Annotated in this window: 21 protein-coding genes and 1 pseudogene; 9 read left to right on the forward strand and 13 right to left on the reverse strand. The window is 31.4% G+C overall.

The features are described 5' to 3' along the window. Window positions 1-284 precede the first annotated feature (284 nt). Complete coding sequence (locus tag I6U51_RS04575; protein ID WP_211141415.1) at window positions 285-503, forward strand: hypothetical protein; 219 nt, start codon at window positions 285-287, stop codon at window positions 501-503. Window positions 504-669: 166 nt separating this feature from the next. Here I6U51_RS04575 and I6U51_RS04580 read toward each other — a convergent pair whose 3' ends face one another. Then, a complete protein-coding gene (locus I6U51_RS04580) occupies window positions 670-1,047 on the reverse strand; it encodes a PH domain-containing protein (protein ID WP_178910204.1) in 378 nt (125 codons plus the stop codon). A gap of 207 nt (window positions 1,048-1,254) precedes the next feature. Next, window positions 1,255-2,004, reverse strand: a pseudogene (locus I6U51_RS25300) (B3/B4 domain-containing protein). A 379-nt stretch (window positions 2,005-2,383) separates the two neighbouring features. Between I6U51_RS25300 and I6U51_RS04590 the strand changes: the two are divergent. Both I6U51_RS04590 and I6U51_RS04595 read left to right on the forward strand, forming a co-directional pair. Next, entirely contained in the window at window positions 2,384-2,797 is a 414-nt protein-coding gene (locus I6U51_RS04590) for a MerR family transcriptional regulator (RefSeq protein ID WP_211141416.1), read from the forward strand. 38 nt (window positions 2,798-2,835) lie between these two features. After that, the gene (locus tag I6U51_RS04595) at window positions 2,836-4,287 is read left to right on the forward strand and encodes an MFS transporter (RefSeq protein ID WP_211141417.1); all 1,452 of its coding nucleotides are present in this window, start codon (window positions 2,836-2,838) and stop codon (window positions 4,285-4,287) included. A 144-nt stretch (window positions 4,288-4,431) separates the two neighbouring features. Here I6U51_RS04595 and I6U51_RS04600 read toward each other — a convergent pair whose 3' ends face one another. The 8 genes from I6U51_RS04600 to I6U51_RS04635 form a co-directional block, all read right to left on the reverse strand. After that, window positions 4,432-5,658, reverse strand: coding sequence for a PTS transporter subunit IIC (locus tag I6U51_RS04600; RefSeq protein ID WP_211141418.1), 1,227 nt, complete (start codon window positions 5,656-5,658; stop codon window positions 4,432-4,434). Window positions 5,659-5,660: 2 nt separating this feature from the next. Continuing rightward, the gene (locus I6U51_RS04605; protein WP_246517073.1) at window positions 5,661-5,939 is read right to left on the reverse strand and encodes a PTS sugar transporter subunit IIB; all 279 of its coding nucleotides are present in this window, start codon (window positions 5,937-5,939) and stop codon (window positions 5,661-5,663) included. After that, window positions 5,939-8,047 carry a PRD domain-containing protein gene (locus I6U51_RS04610; RefSeq protein WP_211141419.1) on the reverse strand — a complete coding sequence of 703 codons (2,109 nt, stop codon included), beginning with the start codon at window positions 8,045-8,047 and terminating at the stop codon, window positions 5,939-5,941. Before I6U51_RS04610 ends, I6U51_RS04605 begins: the two co-directional genes overlap by 1 nt. Window positions 8,048-8,369: 322 nt before the next feature. After that, the gene (locus I6U51_RS04615) at window positions 8,370-9,449 is read right to left on the reverse strand and encodes an ABC transporter ATP-binding protein (protein WP_211141420.1); all 1,080 of its coding nucleotides are present in this window, start codon (window positions 9,447-9,449) and stop codon (window positions 8,370-8,372) included. 10 nt (window positions 9,450-9,459) lie between these two features. Further along, window positions 9,460-11,142 carry an ABC transporter permease gene (locus tag I6U51_RS04620; protein WP_211141421.1) on the reverse strand — a complete coding sequence of 561 codons (1,683 nt, stop codon included), beginning with the start codon at window positions 11,140-11,142 and terminating at the stop codon, window positions 9,460-9,462. A gap of 163 nt (window positions 11,143-11,305) precedes the next feature. Beyond that, a complete protein-coding gene (locus I6U51_RS04625; protein ID WP_211141422.1) occupies window positions 11,306-12,343 on the reverse strand; it encodes an ABC transporter substrate-binding protein in 1,038 nt (345 codons plus the stop codon). A 219-nt stretch (window positions 12,344-12,562) separates the two neighbouring features. Then, window positions 12,563-13,267 carry an MgtC/SapB family protein gene (locus I6U51_RS04630; RefSeq protein ID WP_178907991.1) on the reverse strand — a complete coding sequence of 235 codons (705 nt, stop codon included), beginning with the start codon at window positions 13,265-13,267 and terminating at the stop codon, window positions 12,563-12,565. Between the two features lie 172 nt (window positions 13,268-13,439). Continuing rightward, a complete protein-coding gene (locus tag I6U51_RS04635) occupies window positions 13,440-14,894 on the reverse strand; it encodes an MDR family MFS transporter (protein WP_211141423.1) in 1,455 nt (484 codons plus the stop codon). 251 nt (window positions 14,895-15,145) lie between these two features. Here I6U51_RS04635 and I6U51_RS04640 point away from each other — a divergent pair, with 251 nt between their 5' ends. The 4 genes from I6U51_RS04640 to I6U51_RS04655 all read left to right on the forward strand — a co-directional run bounded on the left by I6U51_RS04640 (window position 15,146) and on the right by I6U51_RS04655 (window position 21,077). Beyond that, entirely contained in the window at window positions 15,146-17,176 is a 2,031-nt protein-coding gene (locus tag I6U51_RS04640) for a methyl-accepting chemotaxis protein (protein WP_211141424.1), read from the forward strand. A gap of 199 nt (window positions 17,177-17,375) precedes the next feature. Continuing rightward, window positions 17,376-18,098: a VCBS repeat-containing protein gene (locus I6U51_RS04645; RefSeq protein ID WP_211141425.1), complete on the forward strand. Its 723-nt coding sequence runs from the start codon at window positions 17,376-17,378 to the stop codon at window positions 18,096-18,098. 253 nt (window positions 18,099-18,351) lie between these two features. Further along, window positions 18,352-20,433, forward strand: a complete 2,082-nt coding sequence (locus tag I6U51_RS04650) for a methyl-accepting chemotaxis protein (RefSeq protein WP_211141426.1) — start codon at window positions 18,352-18,354, stop codon at window positions 20,431-20,433. A gap of 122 nt (window positions 20,434-20,555) precedes the next feature. Further along, window positions 20,556-21,077 (forward strand): GNAT family N-acetyltransferase, encoded by a 522-nt coding sequence (locus I6U51_RS04655; protein WP_211141427.1) that lies wholly within the window; start codon window positions 20,556-20,558, stop codon window positions 21,075-21,077. A gap of 285 nt (window positions 21,078-21,362) precedes the next feature. Here I6U51_RS04655 and I6U51_RS04660 read toward each other — a convergent pair whose 3' ends face one another. Next, window positions 21,363-21,887 (reverse strand): serpin family protein, encoded by a 525-nt coding sequence (locus tag I6U51_RS04660; protein WP_211141428.1) that lies wholly within the window; start codon window positions 21,885-21,887, stop codon window positions 21,363-21,365. Between the two features lie 307 nt (window positions 21,888-22,194). Between I6U51_RS04660 and I6U51_RS04665 the strand changes: the two genes are divergently transcribed. Beyond that, a complete protein-coding gene (locus tag I6U51_RS04665; RefSeq protein WP_211141429.1) occupies window positions 22,195-22,650 on the forward strand; it encodes a DMT family transporter in 456 nt (151 codons plus the stop codon). A gap of 61 nt (window positions 22,651-22,711) precedes the next feature. On the opposite strand, the gene I6U51_RS04670 is transcribed toward I6U51_RS04665, so the two are convergent. Continuing rightward, complete coding sequence (locus tag I6U51_RS04670) at window positions 22,712-23,578, reverse strand: LysR family transcriptional regulator (protein WP_211141430.1); 867 nt, start codon at window positions 23,576-23,578, stop codon at window positions 22,712-22,714. A gap of 157 nt (window positions 23,579-23,735) precedes the next feature. On the opposite strand from I6U51_RS04670, the gene I6U51_RS04675 reads away from it, so the two are divergent. Further along, window positions 23,736-24,494 carry a sulfite exporter TauE/SafE family protein gene (locus I6U51_RS04675; protein ID WP_211141431.1) on the forward strand — a complete coding sequence of 253 codons (759 nt, stop codon included), beginning with the start codon at window positions 23,736-23,738 and terminating at the stop codon, window positions 24,492-24,494. 41 nt (window positions 24,495-24,535) lie between these two features. Here I6U51_RS04675 and I6U51_RS04680 read toward each other — a convergent pair whose 3' ends face one another. Then, a complete protein-coding gene (locus tag I6U51_RS04680; RefSeq protein ID WP_211141432.1) occupies window positions 24,536-25,309 on the reverse strand; it encodes a hypothetical protein in 774 nt (257 codons plus the stop codon). Window positions 25,310-25,705 lie beyond the last annotated feature (396 nt).

A 25,705-nucleotide genomic window follows, 5' to 3' on the forward strand; every position in this document is an offset into this window, starting at 1 on the left:
TTTATTGCAATTATAACACATTATATATATCCTTAAAGCAAATCCTTTAATATAATATGAGTAATTCTTAGATTTACAAAGAGCGATAGACTAGTTCTTAATAAACAAGCTTATTTAAACCAAAATAAGCAATAGCTAAATAAAACAAGTATTTATTTTTAACCAATTATATAGTATTATATACTACATAAACAAGTATTAACTATGTATTTTTAAATTATATTAGATTAATACTTATAACTAATAATTCATAGATATAATTATATAAGTTGGAGGTATAAATTATGTTACACCTATTATTTTTAATTTCAATGTTGATATTTGGAGTTGTTGTATTTGCCCTTAGCGTTGCAGCTCTTCCTATAATAGCAGTTGTTATTGCAGTTGGTTTAGTTTTCTCTGTTATTTCTATTATTTTCAAATTTGTATTTGGTGGACCACTATTTGTTATTATGATTATTTGTGCAATAGTTTATTTTTCAAACCGCAAAAGAAGATTTTAGTTTGATACAGAGACTGTCCTTTTAAAGAGGCAGTTCTTTCTTTAAAGTTTGTAAACAGAAAGCTTGAAGATGTGCTAGGTGCTGACGTTGAGAAAAGTAAAATAAAGAAAATGGTTATAAAGTTGTAAGACCGAAAGTTAACTTTCGGTCTTACAACTTTTTGCTTTTATTTCAACACGTATTCAGCTAATACACTTTGAAGTTCGTATATATTTAAACTCTTGTTAAATTGCTTTTGTACTGGAAGTTGAGTTCCTGATATCCATATTTTTAGCTCTGCGTCTAAGTCAAAGTTTCCTGCTGTTTCAATGCTAAAGTGAGTAATACTTTTATATGGAATTGAGTGGTATTCCACTTTCTTTCCTGTTACTCCTTGTCTATCTACTAATATAAGTCTTTTATTTGTAAAAATAAACATGTCACGAATTAGCTTGTATGCCTTTTCAATACTCTCTGTAGAAGATAATATGTTGGAAAATTCTTTTTGCACCTCTTGAATATTAACCTCTGAAGCATTTCCCATAAGTCCATCAAACAATCCCATTTATTCTTCCTCCAAATCATTTAAATTATCCGGTGACTAGTTATCATAATAGAGCCATAAATCTCGTATCTACCTTATACAGCCCTTAAGTGATGCTAACTCTTCGGATTTATACAAGAAAATATCAGATAGACTAAAATTCTATCTGATATAGTTACATACTTACCTAAATATTAAATTCTACATAAAGTAAAAAAATCCTTTAAATTATAATTCTAATTCCATATTGTCTTTATCAATAAATCCTACCTTTACTTCAGCACCTAGAAGTTGTTTTAGTAATTGCGCAAGCTCGTCTCTAGCTCCAATTACTTTATCATAGTTTCTATCTTTAAAACCATCTATAGGAAAAAATATATTTTTACTTTCTTTCGTTATTTTTCCTTCTTCACTCTGTCTCCAAATCCATCTTCTTGTTTTTACCTTATCACCAACAGAGTAAATAAGCTCTCCATCTTCTAATACCTCTGCTTCTGTCTCTCCAAAAGGAACAAACAAGTCTCCTTTATTAGAAAATCTAACTTAAATATCCTTTGAAGCACTATCCATATCATGTGCCCCTAGTGGAACAAGGTACTTTAAAGATATGGCATTCCCTAAATCTACTATAGGATTTATACTTGGAAGGCCTTTTTTCTTTGATATCCTTGTAGTCATCGCTTCAATAGAACTCATATTTTGATTAGGATTAATTCCTATTTTTTTAAAGGCTTCTCTGTATGGCAGAATCTCCTCTGACTCTTTTACTTTCTTATCCTGAAATTTTTGCTCTACAGAACTTATACTTTCTTTGAGAAGTTCATTTATCCATATATTATTATCGTTATTATTTATACCTTTTGCTACTACAACTCCAAAACAAACATCTCCAAGTTCATCAAATACTTTTTCTGAAACTATGAATTTCATATTTTTCACCCCTCGTTTTATATATAAACTTACCACCTTAGCTATCATCACTATATTACTTTACTATTGTGGTTATAATTTGTTTTAAGATACATTATAACCTATTTATGAAACTTTTTACAATAGCAAATTCAATTAGAGACTAACTACTTTAAAGGAAACATGCTATTAGCATTTGCATGGGAACCACTTATTTTGTAAAGGGTGCTGATAAAATTTTTAAAACAGCCTTATCCTCATATTCTTCTAAGTTCATTTGAATATTTTATAGATTGTATTGAAGTTTTTTGATAGAGGTGATATAGTTCATAAAATTTAAGATTTGATACAAATGATGAAAAATGAAATCGATTTTACTATAACTTTCTAACATTGACATTAACGTTAATGTTAATTAATATTGAAATATAACTATGGAGGTGAAGTAATGGACGTAAAGTATTATCAAATTGATGAAGTGGCAAAAATAACTGAACTTACAAAAAGAACTATAAGATATTATGAGGATATGGAGTTATATACTACTATAAGAACTGATTCAGGTTATAGATTATACACTGAAGAAGATATCAATACCATAAAGGAAATAAAAGACCTACGAGTTAAACTAGGATTAACTTTAATTGAAGTTAAAAAGATAATAGGATTAAAAAAAGCTTTAAATTCCATTTTTCAAGGTGAAGATAATGACATTGATGATATAAAAGCTTCTATATCAAAAGTAACCGAACTAGTTAATCTTGTAAGAGAAAGAGAAGAAATATTAAAAAGAGTTGAAAAAAAATGCGAAGATCATTTAGTAAAATTAAATTCAATGCTAAGCAATATTCAAGAAAAATAACTAGCAATTATATTTAGCAAAATACAGGAGGAACAAGAATGAAAAATGATAATTATAAATGGATTGCATTGGCCTGCACTACTTTAGGTGCTTTGCTGTCCGTTATGAGTGGTAGCACCCTAGTTATAGCACTACCGGTTATGATGAAAGATTTAAATCCAGGTATGGGAGTAGTTACATGGATTCTTATGGGTTATCTATTAGTACTTACTATACTTGTACCATCAATAGGCAGAGTTGCAGATATGGTGGGAAGAAAGAAATTGTATGTTAGTGGCTTTGCTATTTTTACTATAACTTCTTTTTTATGTTCTTTATCACATACAGGAATGCAATTATTAATTTATAGATTAATTCAAGGTATTGGTGGTTCATTAATGGTGGCAAACAGTACTGCCATAGTTACAGATGCATTTCCAAAAAAAGAATTAGGAAAAGCTCTTGGTATAAACAGTATGGCTATCAGTGTAGCTAATGTCATCGGACCTATTTTAGGTGGTTTCTTAGTTAACTTTGGTTGGAGAAGCATATTCTATATAAATATTCCATTTGGAATTTTTGGAACCATATGGGCAGCAACTCAACTAAAAGAATTAACTTCATTACCTGAAAAACAAAAATTTGATTGGATGGGTACCTTTGTCTTTACTATTGGTATAATGTCAATGTTAATTTCTCTAACATTAGGTAGCTTATTAGGATGGTTAAATATTATAGTAATAGGTCTATTAATAGCTTCCATAGTCCTTATGGTGATATTCGTTAAAATTGAAAGAAAAGCAGAATACCCAATGATCGATTTAAGACTTTTAAATACCAGAATATTAGCTTTTGCAAATGCAAGTAATTTCTTTAATGGTGTAGCAAGAGGTGCTGTTACCTTCTTACTTGTATTTTATCTTCAGGGAATTAAAGCTATGGATCCAATTATTGCGGGAATGTACTTAACACCACTGGCTATTTCTATGGTAATTATTTCTCCAATAAGTGGAGCACTTTCAGATAAATATGGTTCAAGAACTTTAAGCTCCATAGGATTGATTATTTCTGCTATAGGACTTTTAGGATTTATGACTATAACTACAACTACCTCCATTACAATGCTTGTAATATACATGCTAATTATGGGATTTGGTTCAGGACTTTTCTTTTCACCTAATACTAATGCAATTATGGGATCTGTACCAGCGGATAAAAGAGGTGTTGCTGCAGGCCTTAGAACTATGTTAAATACCGGCGGAAGTGTAATAAGTATAGCACTTTCTATGGCTATAATATCTTCCAGTGTTACTCCCGAAGCAATGCAAGCTTTATTTGTAGGAACCCAAGTTGGTTCTCAAGGAATTGCAATAGGTAAATTTATTGGTGCTCTTAGATTAGCCTTTAGTATCTCCTTTGGTTTTAGTGTACTAGCTGCTATTTTATCTTATTTAAGAGGACCAGAGCCAAAGTGGGATACAGAATCAGAACCAGAATTAAAATTAGCATAGTAATTAAAAAAACTTAAGGCCGCTGCTATTTAAATTAGCGCGGCCTTCTTAAATTTGCTATAGATAGTCCCACACCTACTCCTTGTCCTTTTCTTACTTTATCAGCCAAAATCTATCAAACATATACAATAAAAATTTTAATATCTAAAAAATAGATCTTATAAAATTAAATGTAATTGCTATAATTCCAAAGTCCGAATCCGCATAGCATGTTCTCATAAGTCCCATATGAGGCTTTAATATTGGCAATAAAAAAATAGGTATTATGGTAATAATTATTCCATGAATAAGAGATGATAATATGGCTCCTTTTCTACCTGAAACAGAATATCCAAAAATCCCTGCTGTACCACCTGAAAATAAATGAGCAGTTATTGCAGGTACAACTATAGCTGTTTTAAGTTTCATTTGTATTAAAAATGTAATAATCCCTCCTACTAGGCTGCATATGAAACCGAGCATAACCGCATCTGGCTTGTACGTAAAAAATACAGCAGCATCCATGGCTGGCTTTGCATCAGGTATTAGTTTTTCAGCAATACCTTTAAAGGCGTATAGAATTTCGTCCGTCATCATTCTTACACCAAGAACTATTAAGTAAAAGGATACTGTAAAACTTATGCTGTATTTAAAGGCTATGTAAAGTTTGTTTGTTTCTCCAGTAAAGTCATTTAAAAAACCAGAATCTACATTTAATATTGCAAGAAGGTATATTATAAACATGCTTCCAGCCATAAGTACATTGCTATCTCTCATAAAGGATATTTTCTTTTTATCCTCATCCTTTTGATCTGTTCTTTTAAAAATCCCAGCAGCTAGTCCTCCAATAACACAAGCAAAGCTCCCAAAATGGGCAAGTCCAATATCTTCTCTCTTAGATATTTTCTTAATAAAAGGGGCAGTAATAAAGGGAACAATACTCATAAAAAATCCTAAATAAATTCCTGAAAACAAAATGCTGGTTTTAGTAGTATTTTCATTTATAAGCATGGCCATCATACCAGCCATATAGAATATGTAGTATCCATTTAGAAAAATATATTTTATTCTAGTGAATTTTGAGATTAAAATATTAACACACATGGCTATAAGCATTATAAAAAATATATTCCTTCCACCGGAATTACCTATTATGCTTACCATAGTTTCATTATTAGGAATGATATCAAATACATGTACTGATCTTCTTATAATAAGGCTGAGAACGCTTAATGTCTTAACAGCGGTATCTGAACCTAAAACTATTATACTGTATCCCATGCTTACTTTTACCACAGATACAGCTATGGTTTTAATATTTTTCCTTTGAACTAAAAGCCCCAGAATAACAATAAATACCAAAAGTACATCACTTTTTATAAAAAGACTCATATTTAGAAACCTCTACTCTTCAAAAAACTGTCTAGCTTATTTTTGAATTCTTCTTCATCTAAAATATCTTCAAGCTCTATTTTGTCTATATCTCTTTTATCTACATTAAAATTTATATCTTCTGAGCAAATATATAGATCTGGATTATAAAATTCAGCGGTAGTAATATCACATCTCATCACATTATATTTTATATTCTTATCTTTAAAATATTTTATTACATTAGATTCTATTATAAAGCTGCTTCCAAGTCCAAGACTGCATACTACAAGTATGTCCATTATACGTTACCCTCCCTTGCTTTTAGGCATCTGTTAAAAATCAACTTCATAGCCTGACTGGCATTTTCACATTGAAGCAAGGCTTTTAAATTTTCTTTGTTAATAATTACGGATGTTATTTCTTCTAATGCCTTTAAATGATTTTTATTATCCTTAGATGCAAAAGCTATAATAAGTCTAACAGGATCATGTTTTTTGTGCCCGAAAATTAATGGCTCCTTTAATATAATAATAGAAAATCCTGTACCAATTGCCCCATCTTCTGGCCTTGCATGAGGAAGGGCTATACCATTAGATATAACTATATAAGGTCCATTTTTGCCTTTTTTATCTATGCACTTTACAAGACTATCTACATATCTTTCATTTACAATACCTTTATCTAAAAGTAATTTTCCAGCACAGCTTAATGCTTCTTGCGGTGATTCAAAGTTACCATTTGTTACAATAAGACTTTCTTCAAGCAAATCATATATATGAGGCACTTTTTCCCTTGTGTTTCCTGATAAATATTCACCTAGTTCTTCCATAAGCTTATCCTTATTTTTCACTATAGTATTTCTCTCTACTATCTCTATTATTTTTTCTAGATCCTCTTCTTTTCTTGTAACCTTAGGATTAAATATCTTTGAAAGCTTAAGTTTATCTTCATCATTTAATAAAGGATTTACAACAATAATAGGGACATTTGCTTCTTTCATAGCTATAGTGCTTATAACATAGTCTATATCAAAGGTATTTCGAGAAATAAATTCATTATAGGAAAGTATATCTGTAATCTCTATATCCTCATAACTATTTTTAAGTTTACTGGCCAAAAGCTTTGATGTGCCAATTCCTGTAGAACATACTACTATAATTCTTTTTTTTGCAGCAAAGCTTTTATTCATTTTTTCCACAGCAGCTCCAAAATGCAGGCATATGTATGATATTTCATCTTCTGTAAGCTCTATATTAAATTCTTCTTCCACACATCTACACACATTAACTGTAGAATTAAATATGGATGAATAATGTTTTTTTATATCTTCTTTAAGGCTGTTTTTGATAAATATATTGTATTTCATTCTATTTACAGTAGGCATAAGATGAACAAACAATCCATTAATAATCTCCTCATGATTATTAAACTTAATTAATGTTTCCTTTTCGAACTGCTCTACCATCCTACGAGTACAATTTATAAGCTTGTTTCTTTCATTTGCACTATCAAAAATATCATTTTCAAGGAATTTCATAGGATTTGCACCTAAAAAGTGCATTGTAAGCCAAACAACTTCTGTTTTTGATACTGATAAATTGAAATTCTTAGAAAGCTCCTTGCAATATTTTTTAGCCTCTTCATATTCAAAGGTTTCAGATAGATAATCTATTTTTTCGCATTCCATATCCACTAAGAATCCCTGCTGAATTCTTTTTATCATTATGCAAGTATTTATAACTATATTGTAAAAGGCTACGTCTGAAAATGTTATTTTTCTTCCCAATAAAAAATCCTTTAAAAGCTCCCATATGTGCTTTATATTTATACCATAAAAATAATTTTTTATAATTAAATCATCTATATTTTTAGGAATTAACAATCCCTGTATTTTCGAATAATCATAATTTTCTAGTATAATATCATATATAATTCTTCTCTTTGATATTTCATTACCAACTAGGTAAATACCTTTATTTCTCTTTTTTACAAGCTCAATATTTCTCTCTTTAAGATATTCTTCAGCTTCTCCTAGATATTTAGATATAGTAACCTTACTACTACCTATAAAATCTGAAAGCTCCTGTAGTGTTTTAGAATAATGGCTTTTTAAAAGATATAAGATAAGCCTATTTTTATTGCTAAAACCTAAGTAATTTTTATAAATAGACTCTTTTCGGGCAATCATATCTAGTTGATTTTCCGTTAAATAGATTTTGATGCCTAAACTATACTTCCGTTGAATCTTCGGCATATTGTGCTTTTTGAGAACATACTCAATGTTATCTACTGCATATCTTACCATTCTCTCACTAAAACCTATCTTTTTTGAAATATCCTTAACTGTTAAAAAATCATCTACATGTACCAAATATTTTAGTATTTCATATTCTACATCCTTTATCACACTATCACCTACTATTCTAATTATACAATATTTTTCAAAACTAAACACTAATTTAGCCTGCATATATGTCGAAGTTGAACAAAGTATGTAATATTTAGTAATAGTTTATATCAAGTGATTCTTAGGTTCAGATGGAGTTTGCTTATAAGGATGACTTTCTCCATCTGAACCTTAGAAGAACTTATCCAGGCGCGTAGCGGTGCTTATCCCCCACTTTGATAGAAGATGGGGGTGTTAGCAATGGTAGCGATCGGATAAATAAAAAAACAGATTGCTGCTATATTAAGAATTATAGCAGCAATCTGTTCGTCGAAATATATAGTTATTTTTTATTTGGGATTATATGAAGGCTATTTGGATCTATATCCAAATAAGCATTTTCATCTTCGTTGTAAACTTTTTTATTTGATGGATTGTAATCTAAAACTGTTACCTTTGTACTACCATGTTTAACTACATAATCCTGATATGCTCCCATAAATACAGATGAAAGAACTTGCACCTTTACATTTCCTGTATCTGAAAGCTTGATTGCTTCAGGTCGTATTACAACTTTAACTTTGTCCTTTGCCTTTACCTTTGCCTCTGTCTTTACGTTAAATATAGCATCAAATAATTCTATAACAACTCCATTTGAGTTAACTTCTTTGACTTCAGCATCAAATATGTTTGCAACTCCTATAAAATCTGCAACAAACTCTGATGCAGGTTTTTTATAAATTTCCTGTGGAGTTCCTATCTGTTCTATAATACCTTTATTCATTATAATAACTCTGTCTGACATGCTCATAGCCTCAGCCTGATCATGAGTTACATATACGCTAGTAATTCCTATCTTCTTCTGTATTTTTCTTATCTCTGTTCTCATATATACTCTAAGCTTTGCATCTAAGTTTGAAAGAGGTTCATCAAACAGAAGCACCGCTGGCTGCATAACAAGTGCTCTAGCTAGAGCAACCCTTTGCTGCTGACCACCTGAAAGTTGATTTGGTGCTCTTTTTGCTAATCCTTCAAGTCCTACTAGACTCAAAATATTTTCTACATTTCTTTTAATATCTGCTTCTGGAAGCTTCTTTATTTTAAGCCCATAAGCCACATTATCAAAGATATTTAGATGTGGAAACAGCGCATAAGTTTGGAAAACCATAGCTGTATCTCTTTTGTCTGGTGTCAAGCTGTTTACCCTTTCCTCACCTATGTATATATCTCCACTTGTAGGTACTTCAAAGCCTGCTATCATTCTCAAGGTAGTAGTTTTACCACAGCCTGAAGGTCCTAACAGTGTTACAAATTCACCTGGTTCTATATCTATGGATATATTATCTACAGCTGTGAAAGTTTTTTTATCGTCACCTCTATATATTTTAACTATATTTTTTAATTTAACATATTTTGAACTCATGCTAACCCTCCTATGCTTCTCTTGTTGAAGTAGTTATTCCAATTTTGCTAAGTAAGAACTTCATTACTCCTACAACTACAAGTACTATAACTATAAGTATTGTAGAATATCCTGCTGCAACCCCTAACCTTCCTACATCAACCTGAGACATAATTGTTACAGTTAAAAGGTTATACTGAGCAGACACAAGGAATATAACTGCACTTACAGCAGTCATGCTTCTTACAAAACTGTATACAAGACCACTAAAGAATGCTGATTTTATAAGAGGTATTGTAACTGAAGTAAAGACTTTGAATGAATTAGCTCCTAGGTCTTGTGCTGCTTCTTCAATAGCAGGATCAATTTGCTGAAGTGATGCAACACCGGATCTTATTCCTACTGGCATACTTCTAAATACAAAAGCCAAAATTATTATAATGGAAGTTCCAGTTAAAATAAGAGGCTCTTTATTATATGCAAGTATATACCCCATACCTATAGCTGTACCTGGTACTGCCATAGAAAGCATAGATATAAATTCTACTGCTCTTCTTCCTAAAAATTTCTTTCTTACTATTAAGAAGGCTATTACCATACCTAAAACCCCTGTTATAGGCATTGAAATTAACGAAAGAATAGTTGTGTCTATTATTGGTTTTAATCCTAATCCCATAATGTAATTGTAATGTTTCAAAGTCGGAGTATAGTCTATACCCCAAAGGTTAACAAAGGAACCATAAGGTATTAATATATATAATATCATTATAAATACGCAGATAAGTAGACAAGCTATCTGTACAGGAATGATTATAGATTTTTCTGTTATATAGTCTCTCTGTCTTGAAGGCTTTCCTGTCACAGTTACATAAGATTTATTTCCTACCCAATATTTTTGAAGTACAAACATTACAATAGATATGGTAAGAAGTATAGTAGCTAATGCTGTACCGCCCTTTAGATCGTAATTACCCATAGCTTGAAGGTAGGTTTTAGCTGCTAGTGTAGTAAAATTGCCACCTATAACCATAGCATTTCCAAAGTCTGCTACACTCTGTATAAATACAAGTAAAAATGCATTTGCTATTCCTGGCTTTACTAATGGAAGTACTACTGTTCTAAATATATAACCTCTTGTTGCTCCTAGATTCCTTGCTGCTTCTTCATAGGAAGGATCTATTTGATGCAGTAATCCTGCCAGTACAAGATATGCTACTGGGAAAAAGGTTAATATTTGAACTATAGCAAGTCCCCAAAATCCATATACGTTAGCATCTTTGATATGTAATAAATTATAAGTTACAAATCCCCTTTGTCCAAAAAGCATTATAAAAGACATTGCTAGTGCAAAAGGAGGGGATACTATCGGTAAAATAGTAAGTATATTAAATAATTTCTTAAATTTTATGTTTATATATGCATCAGCATAAGCAAATAAAAAGCCTATAACTGTTGATATCAAACTTACAAAAATTCCAAGTATCAATGTATTTCCAAGTACTTTTCTTGTCTCTGTTTGAGATAACACTTCTTTATAATATTTAAGCGTAATTGAACCGTCCTGAGTTAAGAAACTTTCCTTAAACACGTCATATAATGGCCATACTATAAAAATTAAAAGTGATAAAATAACTAAAATTATGGTTGATAAAAGTATTGGATCTCTAAATATCTTTTTTGCATCGTCTAGTTCTGTTCTAAAGCTATTTTTCATACTATCACCTCTTTATTTAGATGAACTTTTGGTATGGGGGTTGTCTACAATCCGGGGCTTTGCCCGTTAAATGCCATTTAGGCATTTGTCTACGACCCTGGGCTTCGCCCGTTAAATGCCATTTAGGCATTTAACCCATACCAATTTTATAACTGCCTCTTTATTACTTTATTGCATTGTTCCATTTTTCTATTAATTCATTCTTGTGGCTTCCTGCCCATTCAAGCTTATAATCTATAAGTTTTGCATCTTTTAATTCTTCAACTTGTTTTGGTGCAGTTGCTTGTGGATTTGTTAGGAACTGATATGAGCCTACAGTTTGTCCAAGCTCTTGTGCCTTCTTAGTTAAACACCAATCAACGAATTTTTTAGCAGCTTCTTGATTTGGACCACCTTTTATAATACCTACAGCCCCAATTTCATATCCTGTTCCCTCTTTTGGTGCAGATATTACTATATCTTTCATTCCTTCTTCTCTATATTTTATAGCGTCATGAAGGAAAGTGATTCCAATCATTGCTTCTCCTTGACCAACCATTCTTCCAGGAGCTGTTCCTGATTTTTGGTATGATTTAACTTGTCCATTTAATTTTTTCATGTAATCCATAGCTTTTTCTTCGCCCATTATTTGAACCATTGTTGCAAGGAAAGTATATGCTGTTCCTGATGAACCTGGATTTGCAAGTACAATTTGTCCTTTAAATTCAGGTTTTAACAACTCCTCCCAACTTGTTGGCATTTGTACTCCTTTTTCTTTAAGCAACTTTTGATTTCCTACAAGTCCTAAATAACCTTTATAAATTCCTGTCCAATATCCATCTTTATCCTTAAACTGATCTGGTATGTCTTTTGCATTTGGTGATACATACTTTTCAAGAAGTCCCTCTTTTTGTGCTTGTACAAAACCATCTGCCGGTCCTCCAAACCATACAGAAGCCTTTGGATTTTCTTTTTCTGCCTTTATTCTACCCATTATTTCACCAGAACTCATTCTAACTGCTTCCACTTTAATTCCAGTTTCACTTTGGAATTGTTTTGCTGCTGCTACCATATGGTCTTCCATAAGTCCACAGTAAACTGTTACCTTTTCATCTTTTGCTTTATTTGTAGCTTGTGTATTTTTAGATCCACAGCCTGCAAATAAAGTTACAGTTAAAGTTGTAGCTATAATCATAGAAAATGCTTTTTTAAACTTTAGCATAATTTATTCCTCCTCTTAAGCTTTGGCTTTATTGTAACATAGCTTTATGCGACAAAAATTTTAACTTTTGTAAAAGTAAATTTGCAAAATTTATGTTTATTGATATCCTTTTCTAAATCATCATCATATTACACACAATGGAATTTTGTTAAATTAAAAAGCATAGAAGGAAAAACCTCTATGCTTTTACAAACCATATATTTATAAGTATATACAATCTTATATAATCGATACCCCTAAAACCTCATTAAATGATGCTAAATCCTTAATTAACTCTTCTCTTCTCACATATCTTGGAACTAAAATAGTGTATAAACTTTTCATATATGCGAATTCGCCCTCAAGCTCCTCTTCAAGTAAAAACTCAATATTTTTAATCTTTACATTTTTATCTTCAAAGTAGCTATCAACTTTTTGAACCATTTCTTTTTTATCTAAATATTCAATTTGAATTTTTATTACGCTGGCCTTCTCTAAAAATCTAGATTCAAACTTCTTTAATGTTACAAGACATATAGCTACGGCAATAGCTGCTAAAATACTTAGATAGTAATATCCAAGGCCTATGGCAAGCCCAATACAAGCAACCACCCATAAACTTGCAGCTGTAGTAAGTCCTTTTATCGAACCTTTCTCATGAATTATTGTTCCTGCACCCAAGAAGCCTACCCCACTTACAACCTGCGCACCTATTCTTCCTATATCCGCTTTTAATGCACTAGCTAGCTGTGGCTGAGCTAATATTAGTTGTACAGTTTTTTGCACATCATATAATTGTATCATAGATATTACGCAGGCACCTATACACACAAGTATGTGAGTTCTAAAGCCTGCTGGCCTATTTTTAAACTCTCTTTCATATCCTATTAAACCACCAATTAGTATAGCAAGCAGTAACCTTATTACAACTTCGTATATTTCCATTATCCCTGTCCCCTTTAATAGTATTTTCATATATTTTTCCACAGTTCTTCTAAATAATCAATATTATATTGATATTTTATGATTATTTTTGTAAAAGAACATAACAAAAATACTTTTAGAAAGGCTTTTATCTTAAGATTAAAAAATGCCCTATAAAAATATTAATAGGTTATTAAGCTCTTTTCTCCTTAAGGGCATTGGGAAGTATAAAGGATAATGTTAAGCATACTACAGTAAGTATAATTAATAATATAAATACTGAGTATAATCCAGAATGTAAGGATGCCTTTATCTGGTCAATGGAAACTCCATAGTTTACGCTGGCAGCAGAATATAGATTGTTTGGTTCTACTCCTTGAACACCTAGCTTACTAAAATATTTTACTATACTTAAATTAAACATGCTTCCAAAAATACTTACTCCAATGGTCTGACCTAAAGTACGAACTAGCGAATTAGATGCTGTTGCAGCTCCTCTTTTGCTATAATCCACAGAGGACTGTACTACTATTGTTAATGTTGTAAAACTTCCACCAAAACCGAATCCCATTATAGTAATATATATTATAACTAACAGCAATGGCGAACTAACTGTTAGTGTCGGTAAAAGCGCACAACTTATGACTAAAATAGTTGAGGATAATGCAATAACTACCCTTTCTCCATATTTAGGTATAGCTTTTCCCAAAATAACTGCAGAAATAAGCCATGCAACGGACATAGGGGCCATAGAAACTCCTGAAATTGTTGCTCCAAATCCTAAAACATTCTGCATATATATAGGCATGTAAACATCTGCACCTATTAAAACAGCTGATGCTAAAAAGCTGATTATGTTAACTATTATATTAGTTTTAGTAAAAATATCAAAAGGTATAATTGGTTCTTCTGCTTTTTTTTCTATAAAATAAAATGCTATTAAAAATATCATAGTAATTACTAAGCAGACTACCATCGTAAGCGAATAAAAGCTTTGACTTTCTCCGCCTACTAACACACCATATAAAAGAGCTATTATTGATGCGGATAAGGCCGCTGTCCCCGCATAGTCAATCTTATGTTTTTTCCTTTCAAAGTTTTCCTTAAGATTCTTCTGAATTAATATTATAGACATTATTCCAAAAGGTATGTTTATAAAGAATATCCAATGCCATGAAAGATAGTCTATAAGGAACCCTCCTAAAAAGGGACCTGCTAAGCTGGCTATTCCCCATACTGTACTTAACCACCCTTGAACTTTTGCTCTCTCTGAAAGAGAAAATACATCTCCTACTATTGTATAAGTTACTGTAAATATTGATCCAGCTCCCAATCCTTGAACTGCTCGAAAAGCTATGAGTTGATACATAGTTTGAGATATACCACAAAGTGAACTCCCAATTAGAAAAATTATTATTCCTACAGTTAATACATTTTTTCTCCCATATAAATCTGATAGCTTGCCATATATAGGCGTTGAAATAGCTGATGTAAGTAAATATAATGAAAAAACCCAACTTATAAGTTCAAATCCATTTAATTCTTTAACTATAGTAGGTACTGCAGTAGTTACAACTGTTCCCTCAACAGCTCCAAGGAACATGGCAACCATTACCGCAATAACTATACTTCTTTTTTTAGAATCCATTCTAAATATCACTTCCTTATATAATAAAAATTAACACCTCAAAAAACATAGCAAATTTTATTTTATCATTAATATATCAACTTGCCAAGAATTTAAAAATAACCTTTTCTTTAGACAAATATTTTGACAAAATACATTATTTCTACACATTATCCATTAATTATATAAAGTAAGTGTATTAATACAACGATATTATTATTTGAGGGCTTTTGTAATTGAAACTAAACAATATATGTTAAGGAGGAATACTTATGGGGAAGAATACAAATTATAGGGGAATAGGAATTAAATTTTTAATGCCAATACTTATAATTACTTTTCTAGCTACAAGCAGCATTGGTATATTGTCCTATATAGGTGAAAAAAATGCGCTGACTAGAATTATGGAAAATATGACTGCACTTAAAGTAGAGGAAACAAAGGGATTGATTGCAGAAAGAGAAGATAACGTCAAATCCTTAAAACAAGCTCTCGATAAATATCTAATTTCAGTTACAAAAAGCATCGCCGAGATTTTAAAGACAATTCCTGAAGATAAATTAAATGATGAGTCTAAAAGATTGGCTCAGTCTTTAGGAATTACAGAAATACACATCACTGACGGTGATGGAGTGTTAAGATGGGGATCTGTTCCAGACTTTTATGGTTTTGACTTTAGAACCTCTGATCAAACTAAACCTTTTCTTCCAGGTCTCACTGATAAAAGCTTTGCACTAGCTCAAGACCCTCAGCCAAGAGGAAGTAATAAGGAACTCTTTCAGTATATTACCGTATCAAGGCTAGATAAACCTGGTCTTGTGCAAATAGGAGTAATTCCAAAAGAGTTACAGGATTTATTAGACCGAGTTAATGTAAAAAATATTTCTAAATCAACCAAGGTTGGTAAAGGTGGATATGTAGCTATACTTGATAAAGATGGTAAATTTGTTAGCTATCCCGATGATAAGCTTATTGGAAAAAGCTTAAAGGATTTCGATTGGGGGCAAAAGGTAGCATCCTCAAACAAGGGAAGTTTCAAGTATAAAATGAATGGTATTGAAAATTTAATGGCCTTTGAAAAGACAGATAAATATATTATTATGGCTACAATACCTACATCAGAATACTATGGTCAGTTATCAACTTTAAGAAATAATATTATTTTGTCCATAGTACTTAATTTAATTTTAGCTTCATTTATTATTTTTGTAGTAAGTAACAAATATATTATTAAAAGAATTAAAAATATATTAAAGGTAGTAGAAGATGTTGGCAATGGAAATCTTAATGTTTCCATTAAAGATTCTGACAATGATGAACTTGGACAATTAGCATCTGGATTTAATAATACTATAAATCATCTAAAAGGATTAGTTTTAAGTATAAATACTACTGCCTCAAATGTAACACAAACTTCTGATGCAGTAGCACAAGCAACGGAACAAACCTCAGCTGCGGGACAAGAGATTGCAAAAAGTGTTTCTGAAATAGCCGGAGGTACAACTAATCAAGCACAGGAAGCTCAAACAAGTGCTGATCAATTATTTGAGGTATCTAAGAATATTGAGGATATCGTAGCAAATACAAGTATAATTTCTGAAAAGATAGGTGAAATAGACCATCAAAATAAAAATAGCCTTGAATCAATAAATATCTTAAAAAATAAATTTGCTGAAAATAAAGAAGCTACAGAAAGTGTAAGTGATAAAATAACCTTACTTGCTGATAGATCAAACAAAATAGGAGCAATCACAGAATCCATTTCTGCAATAAGCAGCCAGACTAATCTACTAGCATTAAATGCATCTATTGAAGCTGCAAGAGCTGGCGAAGCCGGACGAGGTTTTGCAGTTGTAGCAGAAGAGGTCAGAAAGCTAGCTGAACAGTCTGCAGATGCAGCTTTTAATATTGATTCTCTTATTAATGAAATCAAAAATGATGTATCAGATGCTGTAAGATCCATAAATATAGCAGGAAAATCCGTAGGCGAATCAAATGAAAAGCTTGATAACACCGTCGAAGCTTTTTATCTACTTAAAGATTCAAATGATTCATTAGTTGCCCTTGTAGAAAATTTAAATAGCATTTGTAAGATTTTAAGTGAAAATACAGAGAAAGTGGTTGTATCTGTTAACAATATTGCATCTGTTTCTCAAGAAACCGCTGCTACAACAGAAGAGATATCTGCTGCTACAGAAGAACAAGCAGTGTCATTCGAAGAAATTAATGGAAGTGTCAGCAAATTGAAAGTATTATCCTCTGAATTACTTAATATGATAATGCAATTTAAGGTTAACGAGTAAATTATAATTAATAAAGCAAAGCTTACTTGAGATGGGGTTTTAGATCCCATCTCAAATTTGCTTAAAGGAACCCTTTCACAGAGTGCGATGGAAGTATTAGAGCGGGTACGCCATCGGATAAATTAGATAAAAATCTCTGTAACAGCTTTTACATCAAATTCATAATATATATGTAAAGCTTATATACAGAGGAGTTATTATGTACAATTACTATTTTAGGGCTAACATAGGCTCAAATATTGTTGCTTATGTCAGAGGGGACGTAAATGGTGATAGAATTCCTGATAATATATACTTAGTTGGAGTAAAAAGCCCGTCTAGTCCCTTTATTCAAAACATTACCCTTTTAGTACTGGATGGAAGAACAGGCAGAGTCGTTAGTGTACCACTAAATGAAAACGCTGGGTATAACCCTAGGCTGTTTCTAGGGGATTTTACTGGGGATGGTATAAATGATATATTAATTAGTATTGATTCAGGTGGAAGTGGAGCAATAATGTATCATTATATTTATTCCTTTACTAATAATACCCCTCAACTAATATTTAATTTTAATTCATACAACGCGGAATATAACTATGATGTTATTTATAAGGATAACTACAAGGTTGAAGTTACTAGTAAGGCAAATAATATAAAGTACATTATAGATATATCCCTTAAAGGAGAGGATTATTTAAAGGAAATATACGATGAAAATGGCAAGCTGAAAAGGCCAATTAGTGGATTTGTAAATCCCCTAAGCGGATTGTACCCTGTAGATTTTGATTCAAATGGAGTATATGAATTGTTGGCATACCAAAAAATAGCTGGTAGATATAATGCAGATTCTCTAGGCTATATTTTAAATACTTTAAAATGGAAGGGAAATAGATTTGTTTTGGACAATCAAAATGTAGCTATTTGGGGATCACAGGGATAGATATGCTTTATTATTAAAAAATTTAAATGGACATCCTAAAAATTGTATTTTAGGTTGCCCATTTTTTTGCAATTATTATTTCATTTATATATTTTTAATAATCTACACTTAACCTAAATGTGGTATAAGTTCTATAATTTTGATTCATTTTACATTAATTTTCATATTTTTTAAATAAAAACTACATTTTGAAATATTTATATTGTTATGTTAAAATGTAAACATATTATTAACATTTATAGGGGGACAAATGATGAAATCTATAAAACGTCAATTAATTTCTGTTGCAGTCTTGCTAGTAATAATTCCAGTAGCAATTACTAATTTTATCTGTTCTTATTATTTTTCCAATAGCATTGAATCCACCATAGTAGATAATAATAAACGTCTTTCATCTACAATAGCTGACGAAGTTAAAGGTTTTATTGATAAGGCGTACACCCTTACAGAGGCAATGGCTGAAAATAAGACTATTATTGACTTTAATCCAGAAGATCAAAAAGAGATGCTTACCAAGTCTGTATCTAAAAATCCTTATTTTGATCTGCTGTACATAGTAAAGAATGATGGAAATCAGACCGCTCGCTCTTCTGGCGAACTAGCCAATAGAGCTAATAGATGGTGGTTTACACAAGTTATGAATGAAAAAAAGTCATTCGTTAGCAAATCTTATTACTCTGTAACTGGTAATAGTGCCGTAACTTCAATATTTCATCCTATTTTTGACAAAAACTCCAATATGACAGGAATATTCGGCGCTGACCTTAAATTAAACGAATTGCAAAAACTTGTAGACAAGTACTCTGATGGTAAAAACAGGTACTCATTTATTCTAGACAGCGATGGAGTAGTTATTGCTCATCCTGATAAAAACCAAGTTTCAGAGCTTTACAATTATAAAACCTTTAAGAAAACGGTTTTAGTTAAAGATTCTTCAGGTAATGTAGTTAAAGATACTAATGGAAATCAGCAAACTCAGCTTCAAGATATAAAACTTCACCAAACTCTTAAGAACATTACCGAGAAGGCATTAAAGGGGGAGTCTGGCACTGTTGAGTATACAGATAATGATAAAAAAGAAATATCAAGTTCTTATACTACAATAAAGCTCCCAGGACAGTCTCAAAACTGGGCGGTAATAACAGTACAAGATAAAGCATCTGCTATGGCAGTAATAAAAACTACTCAAATAAAAAACACAGTTATAGCATTATTTCTACTCTTGTTAGTAATTATATTAATATATTTTCTTGCGAAAAAATTTACACAACCAATATCTGATTTAGTTATACTGATGCAAAAAGCATCTGAGGGAGATTTAACAGTTCAATCTCAATATAAAAGCCAAAATGAACTTGGAAGTCTAAGTAATAACTTCAATTTAATGATGTCTCAAATAAAAGAACTTATTACTAATATAAATGAAGCATCTGTACTTGTGACTAATTCATCTAAAACTCTGTCTATTACTACTGAATCTACCTCTAAATCTATAGAACAGATAGCCATTAATATTTCAGATGTTACAGTAGCGGCTGATGGACAGGCATCCAATGCTGAAACCGGACTTAATACAACTAAAGAGTTATCAGATAAAATTACTACTATGACAGATTACATGAATGACGGTAAAACATCTGCAGATAACATATGTAAGGTTAGCACTAAAGGCATCGAGGCTATTCACACATTAGAAAGTGCCGCAAAGGAAAGTAATCAATCTATAAATAATGTAGCATTAGTTATAAATTCACTAAGTGATAAGGCAAATGTAGTTGGAAATATAGCTGATACTATAACCTCGATTTCCGAACAGACTAATCTTCTTGCTCTAAATGCTGCTATAGAAGCTGCAAGAGCAGGCGAGGCAGGCAAAGGTTTTTCCGTAGTTGCTGAGGAAGTTAGAAAGCTATCTGAAGACACCGCCGCTTCAAGTAATAATGTTAAGGAAATTATATTTAATGTTCAAAAAGACATTATTACAGCTAAGGATACTATAAATCAAGCAGAAGTTGTAATTTATAAACAAAGTGATGCTGTAAAACATGCTAGAGAAACCTTTGGTGAAATATCCTCTAGTATACAAGACGTAGTAAATAAAATAAATATAACTGCCTCTAGTCTTAATGGCGTTATTGTTACTAGAGATCAGCTTATTAACGTTATGAATGCTGCATCAAAAGTGTCCGAAACTTTAGCTAAGTCTTCAGAGCAAGTTTCAGCTATAACAGAAGAACAAAGCGCTGCTGTAGAGGAAATATCTAGTCTGGCTGATGAGTTAAATAGTATGTCATCAAAACTTCATGATTCTATAAGGACATTTAAAATAAATTAATAAAAATCCCGGACTTATTTAAAGTTCGGGATTTTTGTTTATTTTATATTGAATTTTTATTATATATTTTGTATAATTATTCATATCAAAAATAAATTAGATTTAGTACTGGGGGTAGATTGATGGAAAAAATGGTCTTTGTGGTTAGAAAAGCTGAAAAAGCAGATATACCAAAAATACATGAAATAACCGAAATAGTTTTTAAAATCTACGCTGAAAATGCAGGTGTTAAAGGTACACTTAGTGCATTGAAGGAAACCTATGAAGATATAGAGAAAGATATAGAAACAAAGGAAGTTTTTGTAGCCCTCTTAAATGAGGAAGTAGTTGGAAGTGTTAGAATTGAAGTGAAGCCTGATAAAACTGCCTACTTGAGCAGGTTTGGAGTTAAATTGGATTATCAAAATAATGGTGTAGGTAAAATATTAATAAATGCAGTAGATAATGCAATGATAGATTTAGGTGTAACTAATATATATCTTCATACTGCTTCTAGGATGCTATCACTTGTTAGATTTTATTATGGCAGAGGTTTTTATATTGAGTCAACCACTAAAGATCAAGGCTATATTAGAGCTTTATTGTGTAAAGATTACAAAGCAGAGCAATCAAATATTCCTTGTGAAAATCGTGAGGTTATATAAAAATTATGCAACGCAATTTTTTTGAGAGGACAGAGGACAGTGAAGGAGTATTTTTCTCCGCTTCACTACGAAAAATCTTTAATTTATATAGAAACTCCTGCCCTTTTGTTTCGCAGGAGTACTCTCTGCTTAAGCGATGTTTTGCATTAGCAAAACAAGCCTAAAAAAATATAATAATTTTCTGACGTAATGAAGAAAACTCACCATCACTGTCCTCTGTCAACTGTCCTCTAAAGAATGTGTCGCATAATTTTTATTTTTTGACGTAAGGAAAAAACTCACTTATCAAGGATTCACTTTCATATTTGTCAAGCCATCTAAGGCTTTATTGATCTTGTCTTTTGCCTCTTCCGCACTTTTTGTTGTTCCATTTATAAAATCTCCGCTTTTAACGACAGTATCAGAAGTGACTACTATGTTTTCTAAATAATTGCAATACTTCTCATGAAAAGAATCTAACTCTTTGCCATGAGGAAGCTTAGTCACTTCATCCAAATATTTGTGAAGATTTTTATTTTCTTCTTTTAATTGCGGCAGTGCTCTATTTTCAATTCCCTTCATTGTATTATCTACCGCGGTTTTTATTTTTCCAGTGTAACTGTATATCTCTTTTGTATAAACAGCATCACTTTTTGTAGAGTTAAATACTGCTTCTGGGCTTTTATTTGAACTTATAGCGTTTATTACAAAAAATACAAGTAATCCTATTAGTGCATAAATGACAATCTTAGCTACTTTTTTTATAAAACTAATTATAATAAGAATGATTACAATAAACCCTAATCCTAGCAGCAATTCATTATGTGACAATTTCATTTTCCTCCTGTTTCCTTTAGTTTAATATAATAATACTATTCTTAAAACATAAATAAAAAAATTGCTATAAATTTTTAATTGCTAATTCTTTACTACATTTTAACACAGGCAATCCTTATTGTTAACTATTGATGACAAACTTTTACTTGTAATTATCTTATACCGCAAAAATCACGCAATAATCTTAAAATTGTAAAACTACTGACATTTTTATCTGATTCACCTAGCAAATATGTTATAATTATCTAAAAGATATAAAAAACACACATAATATGGAAAGTACTTAGAAGGAGAGAAAAAAATGAAGGGAATTTATTATGCACTTTCCTTAATTTCAGGCCTGGCTATAGCAACCCAGGTTGCAGTTAACGGAAAACTACGCTCTAATCTTGGTGATCCCATACTAACCTCTTTTATTAGCTTTGCTGTTGGTGCTATAGGTTTGGCGATTGCCTTCTTTGCTTCTATCTGGTTAGGTGTACAAGCTAGGCCGGATTTAGCAAACTTTAAAAACACTAATTGGTGGATGTGGACAGGAGGTCTCTTTGGTGCCTTTTACATATTCACAACTATTTTTGCATCGCCGAAAATAGGCTTTGCTAATATGTTTAGCTTAGTTATTGCAGGGCAAATAATTCTTGCAGTAATTTTTGATCACTTTGGTGCATTTAATATGCAGGTACATGCAATAAATCCTTTAAGAGCTGTTGGTATTATCTTGCTAATAGCAGGCGTGTATATTATTCAAACGCATTAAAGTTATAGAGAAACTAACTAGAAAGTTAATTTTCTAGTTAGTTTCTCTATATAAGTAAGTTCTAAACTAAGAAGGTTTCTAAAAAGTGTTTTGCTGCTGAGGATAAGTATCTATTTTTTATCCATATTATAGCAGTTTGAGTTTCTAAAGATGATTCATTAATCTCCCTATATTTTAGATTCGTACTTGGTATAAGTCCCATTGCTGCTTTTGGCACAATAGCTACACCAATTCCTGTATCTGCCCATAATAATATTGATCTCGCATCATCACTTTTGCACAGTATTTTAGGTTCAAATCCTGACTTTTCACAGGAATCTACTACCATTTTTTCAAACCTGCGGTCTATTATCAGAGGTTTGTCCTTAAGTTCTTTAAGACATATTGATTTTTGCTCTTCTCCCCAATACATATCTCCTCTTGTCGCTACTACCATTGGCTCATCCGGCAAATATATTATCTCAAAAAACTCTGAGTTTATTGGTGTTCGTACAATTCCTATTTCTATAACTCCATTATTTAATAAATCTAGTATCCTATAAGTATCTCCCTCCCATATCTGAAAAGTTACTCCTGGATAACTCTCATGAAAGTTATATATCCTCTCCGGTAAAAGCGTAGATCCTGAGGACGGTACTGTACCAACGGATAATGTTCCTTGAAGTCCTTCATTAAAATCTTTTAGCTCTTTAACAGTAGAATCAACTAGCTCCACTACCTGCTCTGCTCTATGTCTTAATATTTTGCCTGCATCCGTCAGTTGTATTTTTCTGCTTCCTCTTTCAACTAATTTAACTCCAAGTTCCTCTTCTAAAAGCTTTAGTTGCTGACTAAGAGGCGGCTGCGCTATATGCAGCCTTCTTGCTGCTTTAGTTATATTTCCTTCTTCTGCAATTGTGATAAAATATCTTAATTGTCTAATATCCATAAGAATATCCCCTCTTAATTGTAACCATATGTTTTTCATATATATTTTATAGCTATTAAATATTTTTTGTATATATTTTTCTTTGCTATAATGATACAGTAAAGAATAGATGCTGTCAAAATAAGTCTTATTTCAGTTTAATTTTACGGAGGTATTTATGCTTAATAATTTAATATTCTTATGCACAGCTGGCTTTTGTGCCGCTTTTATAGATTCCATAGCTGGTGGTGGAGGAATTATTAGCGTTCCAGCTTATTTGTTAGCAGGTGTTCCACCTCATCTTGCACTAGGAACCAATAAATTTTCTTCTTCTTGTGCATCTTTTACTAGTTCCCTTAAATTTGCTAAATCTGGCAAGGTGGACTTTGGAATTCTGAAAATCTTAGGTCCGTTTACCCTTATAGGAGCTATTTTAGGTGTCAATACGGTTCTCAGCATAAATGCAAGTTATCTTAATACAATAGTACTTATACTTTTACTATTTGTTGGCACATACAGCCTCTTTTCAAAAACTGCAGGAATTGAGGATAAATTCGAAGGGCTAACAAAGGAGAATAAGCTCTTCGGAATATTGCTTGCATTTTCCTTAGGATTTTATGATGGTTTTTTCGGCCCTGGGACAGGCTCTTTTTTAATCTTTGGCCTTATAAAAATATTGAAATTTGATTTTGTAAGAGCTGGTGGAAATGGAAGAGTTTTAAACTTTATAAGCAACATTGCCGCTCTAGGTATGTTTGCTATGAGAGGACAAATTAATTATAAACTAGGTATACCAGTTGCAATATTTATGGCACTAGGAGCTAAATTTGGTACAAAGGTTGCCTTAGATAAAGGTGCTAAGCTGATGAAGCCTATTTTTGTAACTATGTCTCTAGCAGTGGCAATTAAAATGCTTTATGGAGTGTTAATTAAGTAAGGAGTAAGGAAACCACGATTTCCTTACTCCTTATTTTACCCTTAGAATAATAACCCTATTATTCCAAATAGAACATATATAGAAACTATCACTGAGTTTATAACAGTTCCCCAAATAGAGGCAGTTTTTTTGCTGTTTTTTGAACGGATACCTGATATTCCAATGCTAGTACCTATAATACTGCATATTGCGTTAACAATAACAGTAACACCTATCAATGCACCTGTTGTCGTTAATTCTGACATATTTTCATTGTATAGTTCAATTTTTATCATTATTAGCATTGCTACAAACATAATTATATTAACAAGTGAAATTATAAGTATATTTCTGTCTTGTTTTTTAAATTCAGCAGTTTTCTCAGAACTTTGTTCTTCTCCTTCCTCTTCTTCAAAACTTTGTTTAATCCTTTCACTCTCAACTAAATCATCTTCATAATTTAATGCTTTAAAATACCCTTTGACCTTAGACGTTGAAAAAAAGATTATAGGTAGAACATATATAAATCCTATAAAGAATATAAGAACTACTATCTCTCCTCCACTTAAAGAATTAAAATCAAGCGTTAATACTAGCTCTATTATTGATATTAAACAAAGCAATATTATACCTTTACGAGCAAATCTTTTTCTAAAGGCTAATGCAACACTAATGGTAATAAATAGGCATCCCATCACTTTGACAAATATATTATCATAGTAGTAAAATCTACTTCCCAGGTCTGCCCCCTCAATGAATTGATCTGCTCCAATAAAAAGAAATACAATGGCAAAAATAATAACTGAAATCTTTACCCTACCGCCTTTTTTGTTCAAGAACCTTACCTCCAAAATTAATATTTTTACAAACAAAACCTTTTGCCTTATCCTAATATCTTATTTCCCATAGGTTTTACTTTATCCGGTCTCTAATTGACACTACTGATTCTAACATATCTTATTTTAAAATTTTACTAGTAACTTATGGCATAGTAGAAGTAAAGGAATTTATAGTAAAATTCACAAATTACAAATGCAGTATTTATCTGTTGTTCCTTATTACTCTTATAACTTTTTTACTAATAGTACATCAGCTCTAGTTATTTAGAATCATCGCACAATTTATATTGATTATAAATATTATTAATTATACTTTAATTATCTTTACTTCTTTTAATTCCCATGGAAAATATGTTACAATATTCAAGTATCCTTACTTATATTACATAAATT

It is taken from the genome of Clostridium aciditolerans, assembly GCF_016316925.1.
Lineage (GTDB): Bacteria > Bacillota > Clostridia > Clostridiales > Clostridiaceae > Clostridium_AM > Clostridium_AM aciditolerans.